General features: G+C 67.1%; 13 protein-coding genes, 3 tRNA genes and 1 pseudogene. 13 read left to right on the top strand and 4 right to left on the bottom strand.

Annotated elements, in window-relative coordinates:
• Complete coding sequence (locus LXT21_RS35385) at positions 1 to 663, bottom strand: glutathione S-transferase family protein (RefSeq protein WP_254042651.1); 663 nt, start codon at positions 661 to 663, stop codon at positions 1 to 3.
• Between the two features lie 115 nt (positions 664 to 778).
• Between LXT21_RS35385 and LXT21_RS35380 the strand changes: the two genes are divergently transcribed.
• The 4 genes from LXT21_RS35380 (at position 779) to LXT21_RS35365 (ending at position 3,575) form a co-directional block, all read left to right on the top strand.
• Positions 779 to 1,789: a hypothetical protein gene (locus LXT21_RS35380; RefSeq protein WP_254042650.1), complete on the top strand. Its 1,011-nt coding sequence runs from the start codon at positions 779 to 781 to the stop codon at positions 1,787 to 1,789.
• A gap of 214 nt (positions 1,790 to 2,003) precedes the next feature.
• Positions 2,004 to 2,558 (top strand): histidine kinase, encoded by a 555-nt coding sequence (locus LXT21_RS35375; protein WP_254042649.1) that lies wholly within the window; start codon positions 2,004 to 2,006, stop codon positions 2,556 to 2,558.
• A complete protein-coding gene (locus LXT21_RS35370; RefSeq protein WP_254042648.1) occupies positions 2,555 to 3,247 on the top strand; it encodes a LytR/AlgR family response regulator transcription factor in 693 nt (230 codons plus the stop codon). The genes LXT21_RS35375 and LXT21_RS35370 overlap by 4 nt, the downstream gene beginning before the upstream one ends.
• A 70-nt stretch (positions 3,248 to 3,317) precedes the next feature.
• The gene (locus tag LXT21_RS35365) at positions 3,318 to 3,575 is read left to right on the top strand and encodes a hypothetical protein (RefSeq protein ID WP_254042647.1); all 258 of its coding nucleotides are present in this window, start codon (positions 3,318 to 3,320) and stop codon (positions 3,573 to 3,575) included.
• A 90-nt stretch (positions 3,576 to 3,665) separates the two neighbouring features.
• Here LXT21_RS35365 and LXT21_RS35360 read toward each other — a convergent pair whose 3' ends face one another.
• Positions 3,666 to 3,953, bottom strand: coding sequence for a hypothetical protein (locus tag LXT21_RS35360; RefSeq protein ID WP_254042646.1), 288 nt, complete (start codon positions 3,951 to 3,953; stop codon positions 3,666 to 3,668).
• 129 nt (positions 3,954 to 4,082) lie between these two features.
• A complete protein-coding gene (locus tag LXT21_RS35355; protein ID WP_254042645.1) occupies positions 4,083 to 4,736 on the bottom strand; it encodes a glutathione S-transferase family protein in 654 nt (217 codons plus the stop codon).
• Between the two features lie 89 nt (positions 4,737 to 4,825).
• Between LXT21_RS35355 and LXT21_RS35350 the strand changes: the two genes are divergently transcribed.
• The 9 genes and pseudogenes from LXT21_RS35350 (at position 4,826) to LXT21_RS35315 (ending at position 15,407) form a co-directional block, all read left to right on the top strand.
• Positions 4,826 to 5,635, top strand: a complete 810-nt coding sequence (locus LXT21_RS35350) for a helix-turn-helix transcriptional regulator (RefSeq protein WP_254042644.1) — start codon at positions 4,826 to 4,828, stop codon at positions 5,633 to 5,635.
• Between the two features lie 57 nt (positions 5,636 to 5,692).
• Positions 5,693 to 5,896: a hypothetical protein gene (locus tag LXT21_RS35345; RefSeq protein ID WP_254042643.1), complete on the top strand. Its 204-nt coding sequence runs from the start codon at positions 5,693 to 5,695 to the stop codon at positions 5,894 to 5,896.
• A 98-nt stretch (positions 5,897 to 5,994) separates the two neighbouring features.
• Positions 5,995 to 6,080 (top strand) — tRNA-Tyr (locus tag LXT21_RS35340).
• 21 nt (positions 6,081 to 6,101) lie between these two features.
• Positions 6,102 to 6,172 (top strand) — tRNA-Ile (locus LXT21_RS35335).
• Positions 6,173 to 6,179: 7 nt separating this feature from the next.
• A tRNA-His gene (locus LXT21_RS35330) sits at positions 6,180 to 6,250 on the top strand.
• 176 nt (positions 6,251 to 6,426) lie between these two features.
• Positions 6,427 to 7,473, top strand: a complete 1,047-nt coding sequence (locus LXT21_RS35325; RefSeq protein WP_254042642.1) for an amidohydrolase family protein — start codon at positions 6,427 to 6,429, stop codon at positions 7,471 to 7,473.
• Positions 7,474 to 7,690: 217 nt separating this feature from the next.
• On the top strand, positions 7,691 to 11,992 hold the full coding sequence (locus LXT21_RS35320) for a right-handed parallel beta-helix repeat-containing protein (protein ID WP_254042641.1): 4,302 nt from the start codon (positions 7,691 to 7,693) through the stop codon (positions 11,990 to 11,992).
• Positions 11,993 to 12,294: 302 nt separating this feature from the next.
• Positions 12,295 to 12,754, top strand: a pseudogene (locus LXT21_RS45770) (transposase); the annotation flags it as partial.
• A gap of 445 nt (positions 12,755 to 13,199) precedes the next feature.
• Positions 13,200 to 15,407 carry an FG-GAP-like repeat-containing protein gene (locus LXT21_RS35315; RefSeq protein WP_254042640.1) on the top strand — a complete coding sequence of 736 codons (2,208 nt, stop codon included), beginning with the start codon at positions 13,200 to 13,202 and terminating at the stop codon, positions 15,405 to 15,407.
• A 461-nt stretch (positions 15,408 to 15,868) separates the two neighbouring features.
• Here LXT21_RS35315 and LXT21_RS35310 read toward each other — a convergent pair whose 3' ends face one another.
• Positions 15,869 to 16,933, bottom strand: a complete 1,065-nt coding sequence (locus LXT21_RS35310; protein WP_254042639.1) for a hypothetical protein — start codon at positions 16,931 to 16,933, stop codon at positions 15,869 to 15,871.
• Between the last annotated feature and the right edge of the window lie 610 nt (positions 16,934 to 17,543).

The following is a 17,543-nucleotide window of genomic DNA, read 5'->3' as shown; positions in this document are numbered from 1 at the left end:
TCAACGCGCGCTGCCCGCCGGGGCGCCCAGACGCTGCTCATAGGCATCCAGCGTCCGCTGCCAGGCGGGCCGTTGCTCACAGCGCTCGCGATAGGCGGAGACCTTCGGAAAGCCCTCCAGCACGCCCGAGTTGCGGACCTCACGCAGGACGGTGACCATCAGGATGTCGGCCACGGTGAACACCTCGCCCGCGAGATACGGACGGTCCCCCAGCCAGGCCTCCACCGCGCCCAGCACGCGCTCGGCATACTGGACCACCCCGGGACGTCGCTGCGCGCCAGTGGGGTCCGCGGCGCCGAGCAGGTCGATCATCACCAACTGGAACATCGGGGGCTCGACGCTGTTGAGCGCGGCGAAGCACCACCGCATCACCTGGGCGCGGCCTTGGAAGTCCGCGGGAATCAACCGGCCCGTCTTCTCCGCGAGGTACAGCAGGATGGCGCCCGACTCGGTGAGCACGAAGCCCTCGTCGTCGAGCACCGGCACCTGGGCGAACGGGTTCCTCTGCCGGAACTCCTCGCTCGAGAGTTCCCCCGCGGGATGGTCCGCACCGTGGACCCGATAGGGAACGCCGAGTTCCTCGAGTGCCCACAGGGCACGCAAGTCTCGCGTGAGCCCCACCACCTTCGAGTTGACGCGACCAAAACCATAGAGCGTGAGCATTCCATCAGTATTGGCACCCACCCGCCTGCCGTCGAGGGCGTTGTGCTCCCCCAAGAGCTTCGATATCTCGCATGGAGAGGATGATGGACTGGCGTCCCTGGGTATGATGCGGGTCATGCACCCGACACGCCGTCTTCTGGCTCGTGGACCGTGGCTGTTGGATCTGCGTCCGCACCGGCTCATCGTCTTCCACGGAGCGGAGGGCGTGCGCCGTGAGATAGGCGGAGACCCGCCGGGTCATTCCCCCACGCCCGTGGTACTCGCCGCGCTCGACGAGGCAAAGGACGTCTGGGTGGGGAGTGGAGACGGGCGTGTCTTCCGCGCGCGAGCCAGCGCTCCCATCCAGGCCTTTCCGAAGGAGTGCTTCGATCTCACCTCCGACGGGAACCGGCTCATCGGCGCGTCGGTGGATGGAGCCCTCGCGCTGACGACCCTCTTCGCGAGCGATGGGTCCGGGCAGGATTGGAAGCCCATGCCGCTGCCCGAGCCCGTGTCCGCCACGCACGGGTATGGATACTCCGAGGGGCTCCCGCTTCCGGAGTCCCCTGACGGGGCGTTCCTCGACACCAGCCCCTTCGGCATCACCGTCGTGGAGAAGGGCCGGGGCCGCGTCCATGTGCTCCGCTCAGGAGCGACTCAGCCGGAGGGAGCACTCCGGATGGAGCCGGGCCATGAGCAGGACCTCTGGCGGGCCCAGGCCACGCCTCATGGCGTCCTCCTGCTGCTCATCGTCAACTACAGGCTGACGGCGCTCCTCCACTTCGCGCTCGACGGAACCCTGCTCGGCTCCCTCCCGCGGAGTGAGAGCGATGAGGACGAGGATGAGCTGACTTGGGGCGGCGCCGGGATGTGTGTCCTCGATGCGGACCGGGCGCTCCTCTTCGTCCAGGACAAGATGCTCCTGGTGTCCCTGCCCGGGCTCGAGGTGCTCGAGACGCTCGAAGGGGAATGGCCTCGACCCGTGGCCGTGACGCCCGCGGGGCCTGACCAGTGGTGGGTGGGCCCCGAGGACAATGACGCGCTCTTCCTGCTCACCACCGAGCCCGGCCAGCCCTTGCGCATCCACGCCACGACCCATCCGGTGAACCCAGGCGCGCCGCTCGAATCGAGTGAACGTGTGGGGTGAGAACGCCGGCGCTACGGGGTTGAAGCGGGGGCCTGCTGGGCGAGCTGGGCCACGTGCTTCGGTTTCACGGACTCCCCCGTGGAGCGGATGAATTTCTCCAGGTCCGCCTTGAACGCATGGCAGTCCGGATAACGCTCATCCCGCTCATGGGCGAGGATGGCTCGCAGGGCGTCAGGCAGGTCCGGCCGGTGCCGCGGAGCGCCTGCAGCTGGAGTTGCTCAAGCGCAGCCTGCAGCCGCACTTCCTGATGAACACGCTGGGCGCGCTGAGTGAGTGGGTGGAGACGGAGCCCGCGCAGGCCGTGCGATTCATCGAGGCCCTGGGCGCGGCGTACCGGCATCTGCTCGCGGTCTCCGGTGAGCGCACCATTCCGCTCGCGCGGGAGCTGGAGCTGTGCCGCGCCCACCTGGAGGTCATGGGCTGTCGACAGGGCACGGCCTTCCACCTGGAGACCGAGGGCGTGGACCTGGGAGCCCCCGTCCCCCCTGCCCTGCTGCACACGCTGTTGGAGAACGCCTTCAGTCACAACCGCTACGTCTCACCCCACACCTTCCGGCTCGAAAGCAGCGTCGTCGCGGAGGGAACGGGCCCGCGTCGGCGCTATGTCTTCCTCGCGCCCGTGGGCACGGGACCGGGCAAGGGGGGCGGTGACGGCACGGGCGCGCGCTATCTGCGGGCGCGGCTGGAAGAGGCCTTTCCCGGTGCGTGGCGGCTCGAGGATGGGCCCACCGCCGCGGGATGGATGACCCAGGTGGAGGTGCCGGCGTGAGGTTGCTCATCGTGGAGGACGAGCCGTTGGCGGCGCGACGTCTGGCCCGGCTGTGCGAGCAGCACCTGGGGCCGGGCACCCCGTCCCCGCGCGTCTGCGCGAGTCTGGACGAGGCGCGAGCGCTGTTGGCGGAGCGCACCGTGGACGTGCTGCTGCTGGATTTGAACCTCTCCGGGGAGGACGGCTTCACCCTGCTCACGGAGGCGGTCGCGGGCGCATTCCAGACGGTGGTGGTCTCCGCGAACACCGACCAGGCGCTGCGCGCCTTCGAGCTGGGGGTGTTGGACTTCGTGCCAAAGCCATACACGCCGGAGCGGCTCGCCCTCGCGCTCAACCGTGTCGGAAGCCGCGCGGCCGCGCCCTTGCGCACCCTCGCGGTGAGGAAGGGCGGAGGCGTGGTCCTCGTGCCCCTGGACTCCGTCGCGTACATCCAGGGCGCTGGGGATTATGCCGAGCTGGTCCTCCGAGGCGGGGGCACCGAGCTGAGCGAGAAGAGCCTGGAGCGACTCGAGCAGCTGCTCCCCACCGACTTCCTCCGCATCCACCGCTCCTATCTCATCCGGGTGACGGACATCCGCGAGCTCGTCGCCTCGGAGGGCTCCCGCACCGCGGTGGAGCTGCGAGACGGCACCCGACTGCCAGTGGGTCGCAGCCGACTGCCCGTCCTGCGCAAGCGGTTGGAGGTGTAACCAACGACTTGCGTCAAACGCAGTCACGAACCGCCCATGGTATGGTGTTCCCCCTTCGAGGAGGACACACATGCGGTCATTCATTCTCGGTGCGCTGCTGGCGACGTTGGCGGGTTGTGGCGGTCCCATGACGCAGGAGGGCGAGCCGGACCTGGCCTCGCAGGAGGCGCCGCTGCCGGACTGCTCCAACGAGCCGAACGCAAGCCTCCACAGGTTCTACAGCGACGCCACTTACACCCAGCTCATCGGTGAGTTTGGTTGCTACTGCGGCGGGCTCTACGTCTGGGGTGGCCGGTCGAACTATTCGCTGTACATCCAGGAGTGCTGAGCTGACGCATCCGGCGGAGGCGGCATCCCTCCAGGGGCTGCCGCCCGCCCGGCCACTTGCACCATGGAAGTGCAGCCCGAGCGTACTGCCTCAGGGGAGGATGACGCAGTCGGGGCGGCTGCGCTTCACATAGTAGTCCGACATGCGCCCCTCGACCTCGAGCGAGTTGCCGCAGAGGCAATAGCCCGTGCCCACCACCGTCGTGCGCGCGGCGTCCGAGTAGAACGTCACTTCATAGTTCTGAAAACCGCACACCCGGCTCAAGGCAGCGCTCTCGACCTGCCCGAGCACGTCGGGCTCCTCGGCGACCGGCCCGGCGCCACCACAGCCCATCGACAGCACCGCTGCAAACACTGCTCCGATGATGCCTGCTCGCATCTGGCCCTCCTGGATGTGGATTGTTGCTTTGGACAACCCATCCAGGATAGCACGAGAGGAACTGGGATTGCCGTCCGGGCCGGAATGGACAGGCAGGCGCTGCCCCATCGCGGCGGCGAAGCTTGAGGCCTATTCCGGGGAGGCGCCCAGCACCGGCGCCAAGTCCGGGTCTGCCTTCTGCATCGCCCGGCGATACGCAGGCCGCGCGCCGATGCGCTGCAGGTACGCCAGAATGTTCGGCCAGGGCGAGAGGTCATACGGTTTGAACAGCCGCATCGTGGTCAACGAAAACACGGTCATGATGTCCGCGGCCGTCAATGCGTTGCCGGCCAGATGGGGAGCCTCGCCCAGCCGCTTCTCCAGGGTGGAGAGGACGAGCGTGAAGCGCTCCCTGGCCGCATGCAGCAGCGGGGACCCACCCGAAGGGTCGACTCGCTCCAGGTATCTCACCTGCAGGACGACGGGCTGCAGCGTCCCGTTGGCGAAGTGGAACCAGTAGAGGTAGTCGGCGAAGCCGGGCTCGCCGGGCTTCGCCGCGAGACGACCGCCTCCATGGGTCTGGATGAGATAGTCACAGATGGCTCCAGACTCCCCGAGGACCCGGTCTCCATCGGTGAGGATGGGCGCCGTGCCCATCGGATGGAGGGCCTTGTACTCCGGCGGCGCGAGCCGGTTGTCGGCCCGGCGCTCATAGCGTTTCAGCACATAGTCCAGCCCGAGCTCCTCACAGAGCCAGACGATGCGCTCGGACTGTGAACGGCCGAGGTGATGAAGGGTCAGCAAGACAGCGCTCCTGCCCGCGGCGTTGTGGTGGTCATGCGCGAACCGTAGGCTGCGGGTGGCACGGCGAAAAGACGTGCCCGGATACCGGTATGGCGACTACCACCCTCCCCGAATTCCTCCGCGCCCATCGAGAGCGACTCCAGCCCGAAGCGACCGGGAGGAGGCGCACACCAGGGCTGCGTCGCGAGGAGGTCGCGGCGCGCGCCGGCGTGAGCGTCACCTGGTACACGTGGCTCGAGCAGGGGCGCGGCGGGGTCCCCTCCGACGACGTGCTCGAACGACTCGCTCGCGCGCTCGAGCTCGACGACACGAACCGCGAGATGCTGTTCCTGCTCGCGCATGAACGCCCACCTCCGCGCCGCCACACGCCGCCCGCCGACGTCACACCCGCCCTGCAGCGCGTGCTGGACAACCTCCACGTCCCCGCGCTCGTGAAGACGCCGACGTTCCAGATCGTCGCGTGGAATCGCGCCGCCGTGGTGCTGTTCGGCGACTACGCCGCCATGCCGGAGCGCGAGCGAAACATGCTGCGCCGGGTCTTCCACCCCCAGGCCACCACGTTCCTGCCCCACGCCGAGGACATGCAGCGCACCTGCCTCGCCGCGTTTCGCGTCGCCATCGCGCGCGCGGGAGCCACGCAGGAGGCGGCCGCGCTCGTCGACGAGCTGCAGGCGACGAGCGAGGACTTCCGCCGTCTCTGGGCCGAGAACGAGCTGCACACACACGGCGTGAGGTCCAGGCGGCTCGTTCGCCCCGACGTGGGTGAACTCCGGTTCGAGGCGTCCATGTTCACCGTCGATGACAGCGACGGCCTCAGCCTGGTCGTCCTCTCGCCGGTGGATGACGCCTCCGCGCGGGCGGTCGAGCAGCTGCTCCGGGAGCGAGCGCCGCCGCCCTGAGGCGCACCGCGCGCGTCCACCAGGCACGACCCGAGGATGCTCGGAGCCTTGTCAGGGATGAAAATCATCCACCGTGGATTCTCCCTGAAAGGAGCGGTGACCATGACCCTGGTGACGAAGCGAACGAGCCCGACGAAGTTCAGCTATCGAAGCATCCTCTGGACCCAGCTCGACGCCGCCTCCCGTTCGCACGTGGGCGCCGCCTCGATTTCCATCGTGGGATTCGGCCACATTCACGGCCATCCGCCCGCCCCCTGCTGAGGCTCGCGCTCCGTTACCCAAGCGCCAAGCCACGCAGAGGCCGGGCTCCCATCCAGGGGACCCGGCCTTTCGGCTTTCAGGGCCCCACGACTCCTTCCGGGGACGTAGAGCGTTAGGGCAGACGCGCGGGCCTGTAGAGCCCGAGCCCGACAGGGCCCGCTGGGTTCGACTCCCAGCGTCCCCAAAACACACAGACTTCGCTTCACGGGGTATGGCTCTAAGGCAGAGTGCTCGTCTGATAAGCGAGCGGTCCCGGTTCGATTCCGGGTACCCCGACATCATGTTGGCCGAAGGCGAATGGTGAGCCACCGGGATGTGACCCCGGCGAAGAGGGTTCGATTCCCTCCGGTCAACCTCGAAAGTCCACGGAGCGTCGTGAATGCAATGCCACCCGTCAGCATCTGGGCGTGCGCGTTCGCGAGGCGCTGGAGTCAGCACGTCCCGTCCTGACAATTCGACGCTGCATGCCATTGGACCTGGGCGGGACGCCGAGGTCTACTCCGCGGTGCTGTTCGAGCGGAGGCATTTCAATGGACGTCCGTCGACCCAAGGTTGCTCTGGAGGAAGCCTACCTCCACCCCGCGGATGTCGCCCGAGTGCTCAGCGACGAGGCCGCCCTTGTCCAGCTCTCCGATGGCGGTGGCGTCACGACCGACTATTACCGGCCGATCCTGCAGCGCCTCGGCGACTTCGATGAGGCCCGCCTGCGCAGCATGGATGAGGCGGGCATCGCTCACGCGATCCTGTCCCTGACCGCGCCAGGCATCCAGCGCATCGTCGACCCAGGAAAGGCCGCCACGCAGGCCCGGCTCGAGAACGACTTCCTGGCGGAGCGCATCGCGGAGCACCCCGAGCGCTACTCGGGATTCGCCGCCGTCGCACTTCAAGCGGGAGCAGAAGCCGCCGCCGAAGCCCGCCGGGCAGTCACCGAGCTGGGCTTCAAGGGCGTGCTCATCAACGGCTACACCAACACCGCGGACCCGAACGTCGGCCTCTACCTCGATGAGCCTTCGCTCTACGGATTCTGGGAGGCCGTCTGTGAGCTGGACGTCCCGGTCTACCTGCACCCCCGCCCAGCGCTTCCGGGAGGGCTCGCGGCCTACGCGGGCCACCCCGAGATGAAGGGCGCCACCTGGGGCTTCGGCACCGAAACCGCTTCCCACACCGTCAGGCTTCTCTTGGGCGGCCACTTCGACCGCTTCCCGAGCTGCAAACTCATCCTCGGACACATGGGCGAGGGGCTCCCCGCCCTGCTGTGGCGAACGCAAAACATGTTCGAGCTGAACCGCTTCGACAAGCGGCTCAAGAAGACGCTGCCAGAGTACTTCGCCGACAACATCTGGCTCACCACGAGCGGGAACTTCTCCGACAGCGCGCTCACGAACGCCGTCCTCACCGTCGGGGCCGACCACATCATGTTCTCGGTCGACTACCCCTACTCCGAGAGCGCTCCCGCGGCGGCATGGATCGACCGCGCCCCCATCAGCGAGCTCGACCGACGGAAAATCACCCACGGCAATGCCAGGGACCTGTTCCAACTCCGGCTGGACTCAAGCCCTCATCGGCGCCTCCCCTAGGAAAACCCGAAAATCCCCCCTACTTCGTGCCCCGTGGGGCGCCCTGGCCAATGGCGCTCGAGCTGACTCGCCGCTTCCAGTGGCGTTTCTACGCTCCCCGCACGCGACTTCCCGCCCGGCCTCTCGTTGGTCTCCACAGGGGGCGAAGCGGTGTCTTCGGGCCCGTCAAACAGGATGATTCGTGCTCAAATCAGGGTTCCTTGGGGTTCTCTTCGCCTTGCTGCCCACCGTCGCGCTGGCGACCCACGTTCCAGGCGGCGTCCTCGCCAGTGACACCACCTGGACCCCGGCGGGGAATCCCTGGACGCTCCAGGGCACCCTCACCATCCCGCAGGGAGTCACCCTGACGCTGGAGCCTGGGGTCACGGTGATGGCCTCGAGCGACACCGCTCTCAAGCTCGAGGTCCTGGGGACCTTGGTGGCCGTGGGGACTCAGACCTCTCGCATCAACATCCAACTCCAGACCCACAGCATCCGGGTCCGGGGGACCGTGGTCGCCGACCATCTCAACGTCGTGGGAGGCCAGCCCTCCTTCGATGTGGAAGGCCAAGGCTCGGCGACCTTCAACCACAGCACGCTGCAGTCCGGCGCCCCTTCCTTGAGTATCAGGAGTGGCAGCGTCGACTTCGAGAACGGTGTCTTCAATTACTGCAAGCAGGTGATGTTGAACTCCGGGGGCAAGTCGACCATCCGCTCCAGCGTGATTCATGGATGCACCCCGACGGGCACCACGCCTCTCATCAAGATCAGCAACGCGTCGCCACAGGTGACGCTCGTCCACAACACCTTCTTCGACAATCGCGGGGCCGCCATCACCGGGGCCATGCCAGGGGGACCCACGGACGTCTCCATCACCATCCACGACAACATCATCATCGGCCGGGAGTCACACGGGATGTGGCTGACGAATGTCCTCGCGCCCGTCGTTCATCACAACGTGGTGTGGGGCTTCACGGACGCCAACTACATCGGCGTCAGCCCCGGGGAGGGGAGCGTCAATGCCAATCCCCTCCTCCAGGGCTTCGCCTCTCTCTCCGAGAACTCACCCGCGAGGAATGCCGCCTCGGACGGGACGGACATCGGAGCCTTCGCCTATGCGGGACATCCAGTCCACCCCACCCTCCTCGAGGGCATCCTGCGCTCGGACCGGACGCTGACCGGTGACAACGTCGTCACCGGAGACCTGAGCGTCCCCGCGGGCATCACCCTGACGCTCGCGCCGGGTGCCAACGTCACCGTCAAGAGCTGGAAGGATGGGCCCGGGGATGGAAGCGTGCTGGTGAAGGTCCTCATCGCGGGCACGCTGAAGGCCGAAGGCACGGTGCAAGCACCTGTCCGGTTCAATCATGAGCATGACTACGAGGTGACCACGCTCCAAGGCGCGGCGAGCTTCAAACATGCCCACGTGACGGGATACCTGACCCTCCAGGGCCCCGCGACGTTCGAGGACGTCAACCTGGGGGACTCCAGGATCTCCCTCCGGGGCACCAGCTCCGCCACGTTCAAGGACATCTCGGGGACGGGCACCGGCGCCATCTCGCTCAGGGACGACAGCACCGCCACGGTCGAGAACCTCACCTTCTCGGGCGGAGGTCTGTACGCCTCGGGGAACAGCACCCTGACGGTCAAGGATGCCACGCTGACGCAGGGCAGCGTCGTCGTCAGCGGAACCGCTATCGCCACCCTGACAGGCGCCACCCTCAGGGAGGGCTACACCTGCCTGAGGGTCGAGGGAGGCTCACTCACCTTCGAGCGTGGCACGCTCGAGAAGTGCTCCACCGCGGTCGAGGCCACGGGGGGCATCATGAACCTCTCCTACAGCCTGGTGCGAGACAGCCGCTGGGCGCCCCCCGCGAAGGCGAGTGGCCTGCACCTCGCGAATGCCTCCGCGTCCATCGTCCACAACACCATCATCAACAACGAGTGGAGTGGCATCTACGTCTCCACCCAACCGCAGAACACCGTCGAGATTCGCGACAACATCATCAAGTCCAACGAGTTCACGGGCATCGAGGTCGTGGCGGCGTCCAACATCTCCCTCCACCACAACACGGTCTGGGGCCATACCAGCAACTACAAGGGGAGCCCCACGCTGGGCCCCGGCAGCCTCACCCAGGATCCGCTCTTCGTCAGCCCGCGCCACCTGACGATTCTCGACACCTCACCCTGTCGCAATACCGCTTCGGATGGAACGGACATGGGAGCCTTCCCCTACGTCCCCATCCCTGGCGCGTCCATCGTGCTGGCCCAGTATTCCCTCACGACGTCTGGCAATACGAAGAGCTCCGTCAGCGCCACGGTCTACGACGTGGATGGCCTGGAGCTTCCCCATGCCGTCATCACCTGGTCGGTCCCCGCCGAAGTGGGGACCATCGACGCGAGCGGGGTCCTCACGACGGGGTGCACGCTCGGCGCCTACCCTGGAGCGATGGTCGCGCGGTCGGGGAATGCCACCGCCTCGGTGGATGTGACGGTGACGCTGGGGTCCGTCCAGACGGTGGTGGTGACTCCGTCGGAGGTGACGCTGCAGATCGAAGAGACTCGGCAGTTCTCCGCGAAAGGCGTGGATTACTGCGGCTACGAAATCCCGACGACCTTCCGATGGACCACGGCCCACACCTCGGCGGGGCGCATCTCCGCCAGCGGCCTCTACACCGCGAGTTCCTATACCTATAGCAATGCCAAGGGGGTTCAGGTCGAAGCGGGCGGCAAGACGGGCTACGCGAGCGTGACCATCCTCCCGGGGCCGTTGCATCGCATCACCCTGTGGCCCGAGACCGTCACGATGGTCGTGAACTCCGCGATGGCGTTCCATGCCTCGCCGCTCGACCGGGCGGGGAACCCCCTGCCCGGCACCGTCGCCTGGAGTGTCGTCGGGGGAGGCGGCACCATCGACTCCACGGGCTACTTCACCGCGGGGACCGTCGCGGCCCCCTTCCCGAAGACCGTCCAGGCTTCGTTCGGAGGGCTCACGGTGGCAGCGGATGTCACCGTGCTGCCGGGATGGCTCCATCGCGTCCAGGTGGTGCCCGACGCCAACGAGGTGAGGACCGGGGGTAGCATCCAGTTCACCGCGTTCGGGTTCGACGAATGGAACAACAGGCGGGACGGGGTCCCGACGTGGTCCGTGAGCAACCCCGCGCTGGGGACCATCGATGCCAACGGTCTGCTCAAGGTGGGCACGGTGGCGGGGGTCTATCCGGACGCCGTGACGGCGACGCTGGGCGACCTCTCGGACACCGTCGACGTCACGGTGCTCCCAGGGCCGTTGTCGCGGCTCGTCCTCACGCCGCCCTTCGCCACGCTGGAGCCCCTCGGCACGCAGCGGTTCGGGGTGATGGGGTTCGACGTGGATGGCAACCCACGCACCATCGCGCCCAGGTGGTCGGTGGTGAAGCCGGGCTCGGGGTCCATCTCGCCGGAGGGACTCTACACCGCGCCCAGGGTCGCGGGGACGTATGACAACGTCGTGAGCGTCACCGTGGACCACATCACCCTCAACACCACCGTCTTCGTGAAGCCCGCCGCCATCCGCCGCGTGGAGATCTCACCGGTGGACGCCTCCGTCGTCGTGAAGGGCACCGTGCCGTTCAAGGCGAAGGCGTTCGATGCGTACGACAACGAGGTCACCTCGTTCACGCCTTCATGGAGCGTCGTGAAGGGAGGGGGCAGCATCAGCTCCACGGGCCTCTTCACCGCGGGCACGGTGGCGGGGACGTACGCGGACACCCTCCAGGTCACGGTTGCGGGCGTGACGAAGACGACCCACGTCACCGTCACGCCCGGCCCCGTGAGCCGCATCGCCATCTCCCCGCAGGGGCCCACGGTGGCGGCGGGGGGCTCGGTGGCGTTCAGCGCGAAGGCGTTCGATGCGTACGACAACGAGGCCACCTCGGAGCCAGCGACCTGGAAGGTGGTGAATGGCGGAGGCTCCATCGATGGCGCGGGGGGCTTCACCGCGGGCATCGTGGTGGGGGCCTTCTCGGGGACTGTGCAGGTCACCCTGGGGGGAATGGCGGAGCAGACCTCCGTCTCCGTGGTGGCCGCCGCGCCGAGCCGGGTTGTCCTCTCGCCGCAGAATCCCACGATTCCCACGGGGGGCTCGGTGACGTTCAGCGCGCAGGCGTTCGACATGTACGGCAACGAGGCCCCCGCCTTCCCGGCCACGTGGCAGGTGGTGAATGGAGGAGGCACGGTCGACGCATCGGGCATCTTCCGCGCGGGCACGGTGGGCGGAACCTTCTTGAACACCGTCCAGGTCACCGTGGGGGGCGCGACGGGGACGACCTCGGTGACGGTCACTGCGACGACGCCGAATCCCGAGCCCGAGTGCCGACAGTCCTCGGACTGTGGCGGGGGGGAGACGTGCAACGCGGGTGTCTGCGTGGCGCCTCCTGCTTCGGGTGGGAACGAAGGGGGTGGCGGCTGCAGCAGCTCCGGCAATGGGACGTCGGTGTTCGGGCTGCTGGTGCTGGCGCTGCTGGCGGTCGAGTCGCGGAAGCGGCGCACCCCGCGGTGAGAAGTGCGGCGCCTCTCCACTTCAGGTGGGGAGGCGTCTTTCCCCGGAGCCGAAGACCCAAGGAGGGTGCCCACACGGGCCACGCGGCGTAGTCGAGAAGAACCGCGCCTTGTGAGGGACGAAAATCCCGCACCGTGTCCGACGCGGGACCTGACCTCCTCCACGATCTCCGCCCGCACCCCTCTGCTGAGGCTCGCGCTCCCTCACCGAAGCGCCAAGCCACGCAGAGGTCGGGCCCCTACTCCTTCCGCAAACATCCAGCGCTCGGGAAGGCGGCGGGCCTGTAATGCCCAAGCCCGACAGGGCACGCGGGGCTGGCTGCCGCGTCCCGGCAACCGCAGCCCGAGGCCCACCTCCAGCCGCTGCACGGTGCATCTCACCCGGAACGTCCTCGCCAAGGCCTCCTGGCGGCTGCGTGGACAGCTCGGCAAGGAGACCTCGGTTGTCTTCTCTCCATGACACCAGGGAGCACCTGGATGCATTCCAGTCAGGCCTGGGCCGACAGGTCCCCGAGGCCATGGAGTGCCTGCGCGAAGGCTTTGCCTCGGCCACCTGCTTCTTCTCCTTCCCCAAGGCCCACTCGGCCTGGAGCATCTCCAAGGCGAGGAGAAGCGCGGCATCCGCTCCGTGGACGCCTTCCCGGACCGCGTCTGCGCCCTGCGCCGCATCCCCGCCGTCGCCCTCGAAGTCACCGGCAGCTGGGATGACCGCCGCTACCTCGACAGGACCCGGCTGACACCAAACCCAGACACCACTGGGTGATGCCCCGAAGGAGCCTTCCTCCCCCGCACCCCTTCGAATCAACCACACACGATTCGGGACTTGACCGACAGAAATCGGAGAGCGCATCAGGCCGTCCCCGCACACCCTGCCGCGCATGCATCCCGGACGACGCGTCGAAGGGGAAGGCCATACGCCTCAGTCACTCGCTTCTCCCTGATAGCGCACGCGGACATCCACCAGCAGGAAGGGATGAAGCGGCCCTCTCCTGCGTCGACGGTGCCAACAGGCAGCCATTCAGACGGGCACATCCATGCCATGGCCTTCCTGTCGATGGTCCTCCAGTGATTGCCGGCTGGCAGCCGGCGAACGTTTGCCATTAAAGTGTTGCGTGCCTGGCAGGAGTAAGCAAGGAAGGGTGTCGTTCATTCCATGAGGGGGGGTGGTCCATTCCGGCTTCGCCTTACTCCTCGGGGGGAGACACTCGATGCGAAGTCATCCTGGTGTGCTGTCGCCGTGGGGCCTGTATGTGACGCTGGCCTTGTCGCTAGGGGCGTGTGCCGTGGAGTCCCTCGATGAGAAGGGAGGTCCTCTCGAGGCTGGAGTGTCGCAGGAGGGTGACGCGGCGTTGACGCGTGAGCGGCCGGCAGCCTTCACGTGGGACCCGTATGCGGACGCGGTGGTGTCGAGCACCACGGCCGCGGTGCTCAACGCGAGCGCGGCCCTGGGAGCTCCGGACGGGCAGGCCGCGACCCTGCTGAGCGTGCTCAACTCGGCGCTGGTCCTGGACCTGGGCCAGGGAGAAGAAGGCACTGGAGACCTGCGCGTCTACTACCAGGGCCTCACGCTGGCGCTGGTGGCCCAGGTGGACTTCCTGAAGGCAGATGGGACCTTCATCGGCTCCAGCACCTTGCATCTGAAGGAACTGGGCCTGGGGACGCATATCGCGGTGGCGACGTACCCAGGGAACGTGCCCTATCGCTACGTGAAGCTGAGGGGCGCGGTGCTGGCACTCTACCTGGTGGACGCGGTGGAGACGTCGCTGCGGGCCGTCTGTGGTGACGGAGTCCTGAGTGGATTCGAAGTCTGCGACGACGGCAATCAACTCTCGGGAGACGGCTGCAACAGCGTCTGCCAGCTGGAGCCTGGCTACACCTGCACGGGAGTGCCGACCGTGTGTACCGACATCGATGAGTGCGCCGCCGGTACCGACAACTGCGACGTCAACGCCACCTGTACCAACATCGGAGGCTCCTTCACCTGCGCCTGCAATGCGGGGTACGAGGGCGACGGAGTGACGTGCACCGACATCGATGAGTGCGCCGCCAGTCCCTGCCTGAACGGCGGTACCTGCATCGATGGCGTGGGGAGCTACACCTGCCAGTGCGCGCCTACCTACGAGGGGGCCAACTGCCAGTCCTGCTCCGGCACCCTCGCGGACTGCAACGGGACCTCGTCCGACGGCTGCGAGGTGAACCTCCAGAGCGACGCCAATAGCTGCGGTGCCTGTGGCGTCGTGTGTTCGACGGGGCAGATCTGCTCGAACGCCGCCTGCCAGGCGCCCCCGCCTGGCCAGGTCCCCGGCACGCCAGTCAGTTCCCCCGCGAACCACAGCCCGCTGGCCCCGGCGGTCGCCGATGTGAATGGAGATGGCAAGCTCGACATCCTGGTGGCCAACGCCGAATCCGCGTCGACCGAGACTCCCTCTGGCTCGCTCTCCGTCTTCCTGGGGAATGGCGACGCCAGCGTCCAGCCGGAGGTCACCTACGGGAGCGCCTCGCTCTCCAGCAACGCGGTCGTGGCCGTGGATGTGGACGGCGACGGGTGGCTCGATGCCGTCACCGTCGACGGACAGACCAACGTGCCCCTCGTCAACGGAACCATCAGCGTCTACAAGAACCTGGGCGCGAGCGCGCCCGGGACCTTCGGCGCGCCGACGAGCTTCACCACGGGCACCCCGGGCTCCATCCACCTCTGCACCGGGGACTTCGACCGCAATGGGGTGGCTGACATCGCCACGACCAGCGTGACCCAGAACCAGGTGAGCGTGCTGTTCGGCGGCGGTTCGGGGAGCTTCGGCGCGCCGACGTTCATCGGCATCCCGAACACCGGAGGCGCGCAGTCGACCCTCGCCTGCCGGGACCTGAACAGCGATGGCTTCTCCGACCTGGTGGTGACGAGCCCCGCCAGCGCTCGCCTGTCGGTCCTCATCAACCAGGGCAACGGCACGTTCGCCGCCCCCGTCTCCTACGGCAACGCCGTCAACGGTCAGACGGCGGGCATCGCCTTTGGCGACGCCAACGGCGATGGCATGCTCGACATCCTCTCGAACGGCGCGGCCGGCCGGTACCTCTTCTTCTTCAAGGGGAATGGCAACGGCACCTTCGAGAGCGGCGTTCAGTCCGCCGCCGCAGCCACGACGGCCACCAACTCGGCGCTGGGCGTCGTGGCCAATGACTTCAACGGCGATGGCAGGCTCGACGCCTACATCCTCGTGACAGCGGCCTCGGGCGGCGTCCGCCCGATGACCGGCAACGGCAACGGAGGCTTCACCTCTGGCACCGTCGTCACGACCGGCGCCTCGCCTGGCCTGAATGCCATCGCCACCGCGGACATGGACGCGGATGGATATGCGGATCTCATCCTGACCAACAGGGGCTCCAGCACCGTGACCGTGGTCCCCAACGGCCTCTGAGTCGGTGTCCGCGATGTCGCCATGGGGCGGTGTGCCCTGGTTCCACCGCGGTCTCGGTAGGAGAATCGGTGCGCCGCGTGATTCGCTCGCGGCGCACCGAGAGTCGCGCAGGCGCCTGAACCGCCCTCCACGCCCCAGAAGCCCGGGAGCGTGGAGGGTCGATGCGCTTCAGGGAGGAATCGTCCCGTTGAACGGCACGAATGTGAAGACGTAGAGGTGCCGTTGCACGTGGGCGACGCGATGTGGTGTTTGATGTTGCTCCAGGTGTTGAGCATGACCGCGATGTTGCCGACGTCGTCCAGCACGAACTGGACCTTGTCCCCCGCGAATGCAGAGAAGTGCTGGGTCTGCCAGCGCCCGTACTGATAGCGCTCATAGGTCCGGTCTGATGCTCATTGGGCTGACCGAGGGCGGAGGCTCGTCCGAGGAGCCTCCCCCCCGCTTGCCCCCCCGAGACGGGCCTACAGGCCGACGACGACCACGTCCTTCCAGGAGATGTTGTTGTTCCAGCGCACGTTGTAGAGCGTGCTGGATCCCGGCAACTCCGGCACGGTCATCGGGTCCCGAGCAGACTCCCAGCGTGTCAGCAGGCTGTAGTTGCCCGGGACCGGCACGCTCGCCCACGGCAGGGTGACCTCCAGCGTGGCGCCCGGCGCGAGGCTGGGGACGTAGCTGCCGCCGATGTAGATCCAGTCGTAGGGCCAGATGGCCGACAACCCCGCCGCTGAGTAGTAGATCTGCAGCGTTCCGGTGGCCACGCTGCCAACCGGTGCCACCGGCCCGTTGTTACGCAGTGTCACGTAGATGTGGTTCATGTAGCCGGACGCGGGGTTCTGGTGCCCCACGCAGTTGGGGGTCCAGCACACGCGAATGTCGGGGCTCATCCAGGTGGGGTTCAGCGTCGGGAGGTAGCCGATGTCCTTGGCGTTGTCCTTCGTATAGACGTCCGAGGGACACGGCGTGACGACGAGGGTGATGAAGTCCACCGCGGAGTCGTCCTGGACGAAGACGTCCACGTAGCCCAGCGAGTTGAGGGTGGGGATGAGGTTGACGCCGCCAGGCAGCGAGGCCAGGTTGAGGTTGATGGTGCCGGTGCTGCCGACGGGTATGCCCAGGTTCGTCAGGGACTCGCTCCATCCCCCGGTGAGTGGCGCACCCGCCGGGTCCAGGAACATCATGCCCATGGCGTCGTTGTCGGTGGCGTAGTCGAGGTTGGCCACCGTCATCTGAAGCGTGGCTCCGCAGATGTTTCCGTTGCGGCGCAGGGTGGTGAAGGTCGTGGCGAGCCACCGGTTCATGCTCGCGTCATCGAACGGGCGAGAGCCAGGGGTGACATAGCCCGACGCGATGTGGTTCAGGACTCCTTGACTCGGATACACAGGTTCGGTCGGTGCCGCGAAGTAGTCGGCGACGCCGTGGGTGTAGGTCTGCGCATGGGCCGTGCCACTCCAGGTGATGGCAAACAGTGCGAGCAGACTGAAGACGGTGCTGAAGGTAACTTGGTGGAGTACTTGACGACGGGACATGGTCTCCTCGGGTCCTCGGATTCGGCCGGCTGCTTCATTGCCAACCCAGCAATGGCTGTGCCCCTCACTCCACAAGACCTCTCACGAGGGGAGGTCGCCATTCGATGACTGGCATTGAGACACTCCGCGCTACAATCGCGCGGCCGCTGTGGCGCGAAAGGTTACGGCAGGTTCTGGCGATGTCCGATTGAGGGGACTTCGCCACTCCAACCACATCTCCTCCTCACCCAGGGGACCCTCCAGGGACGGCACCCTGACAGCCCCCAACAAATGTCAGAGCAGAGGCGGCGCAGCAGCATGATGCAGCAGCCGAGGACGAGGAAGCCGAGGTGGACGTCGTCCCTGCGTTCGTCGCGGACTCGAAGTCGGCGGAGCTGGTTCTTCCAGGCCAAGGTGCGCGCCACCCCCAGCGGTAGTCCATGCCTACCTCGCCGCTCGCAATCGCCAGCGCTCCGCCTGAGATCGTTCGAAAATCACGAGCGTTCATCGGCGATCCCTTTACGGACCCGATGGGAGTAGCGGGACCAATCTACGGAAGGAGTCCTCTCGGTGGATGTCGAGCGTTCGCACTTCCGAGAGAACCTCCTCCATGAAAAGCCGTAGGAGAGCG

Origin of the sequence: Myxococcus guangdongensis, from assembly GCF_024198255.1 — a bacterium.
Taxonomy (GTDB): Bacteria; Myxococcota; Myxococcia; order Myxococcales; family Myxococcaceae; genus Myxococcus; species Myxococcus guangdongensis.
Note: the sequence above shows the minus strand (reverse complement) of the source record. Positions and strands in the feature narration are given on the sequence as shown.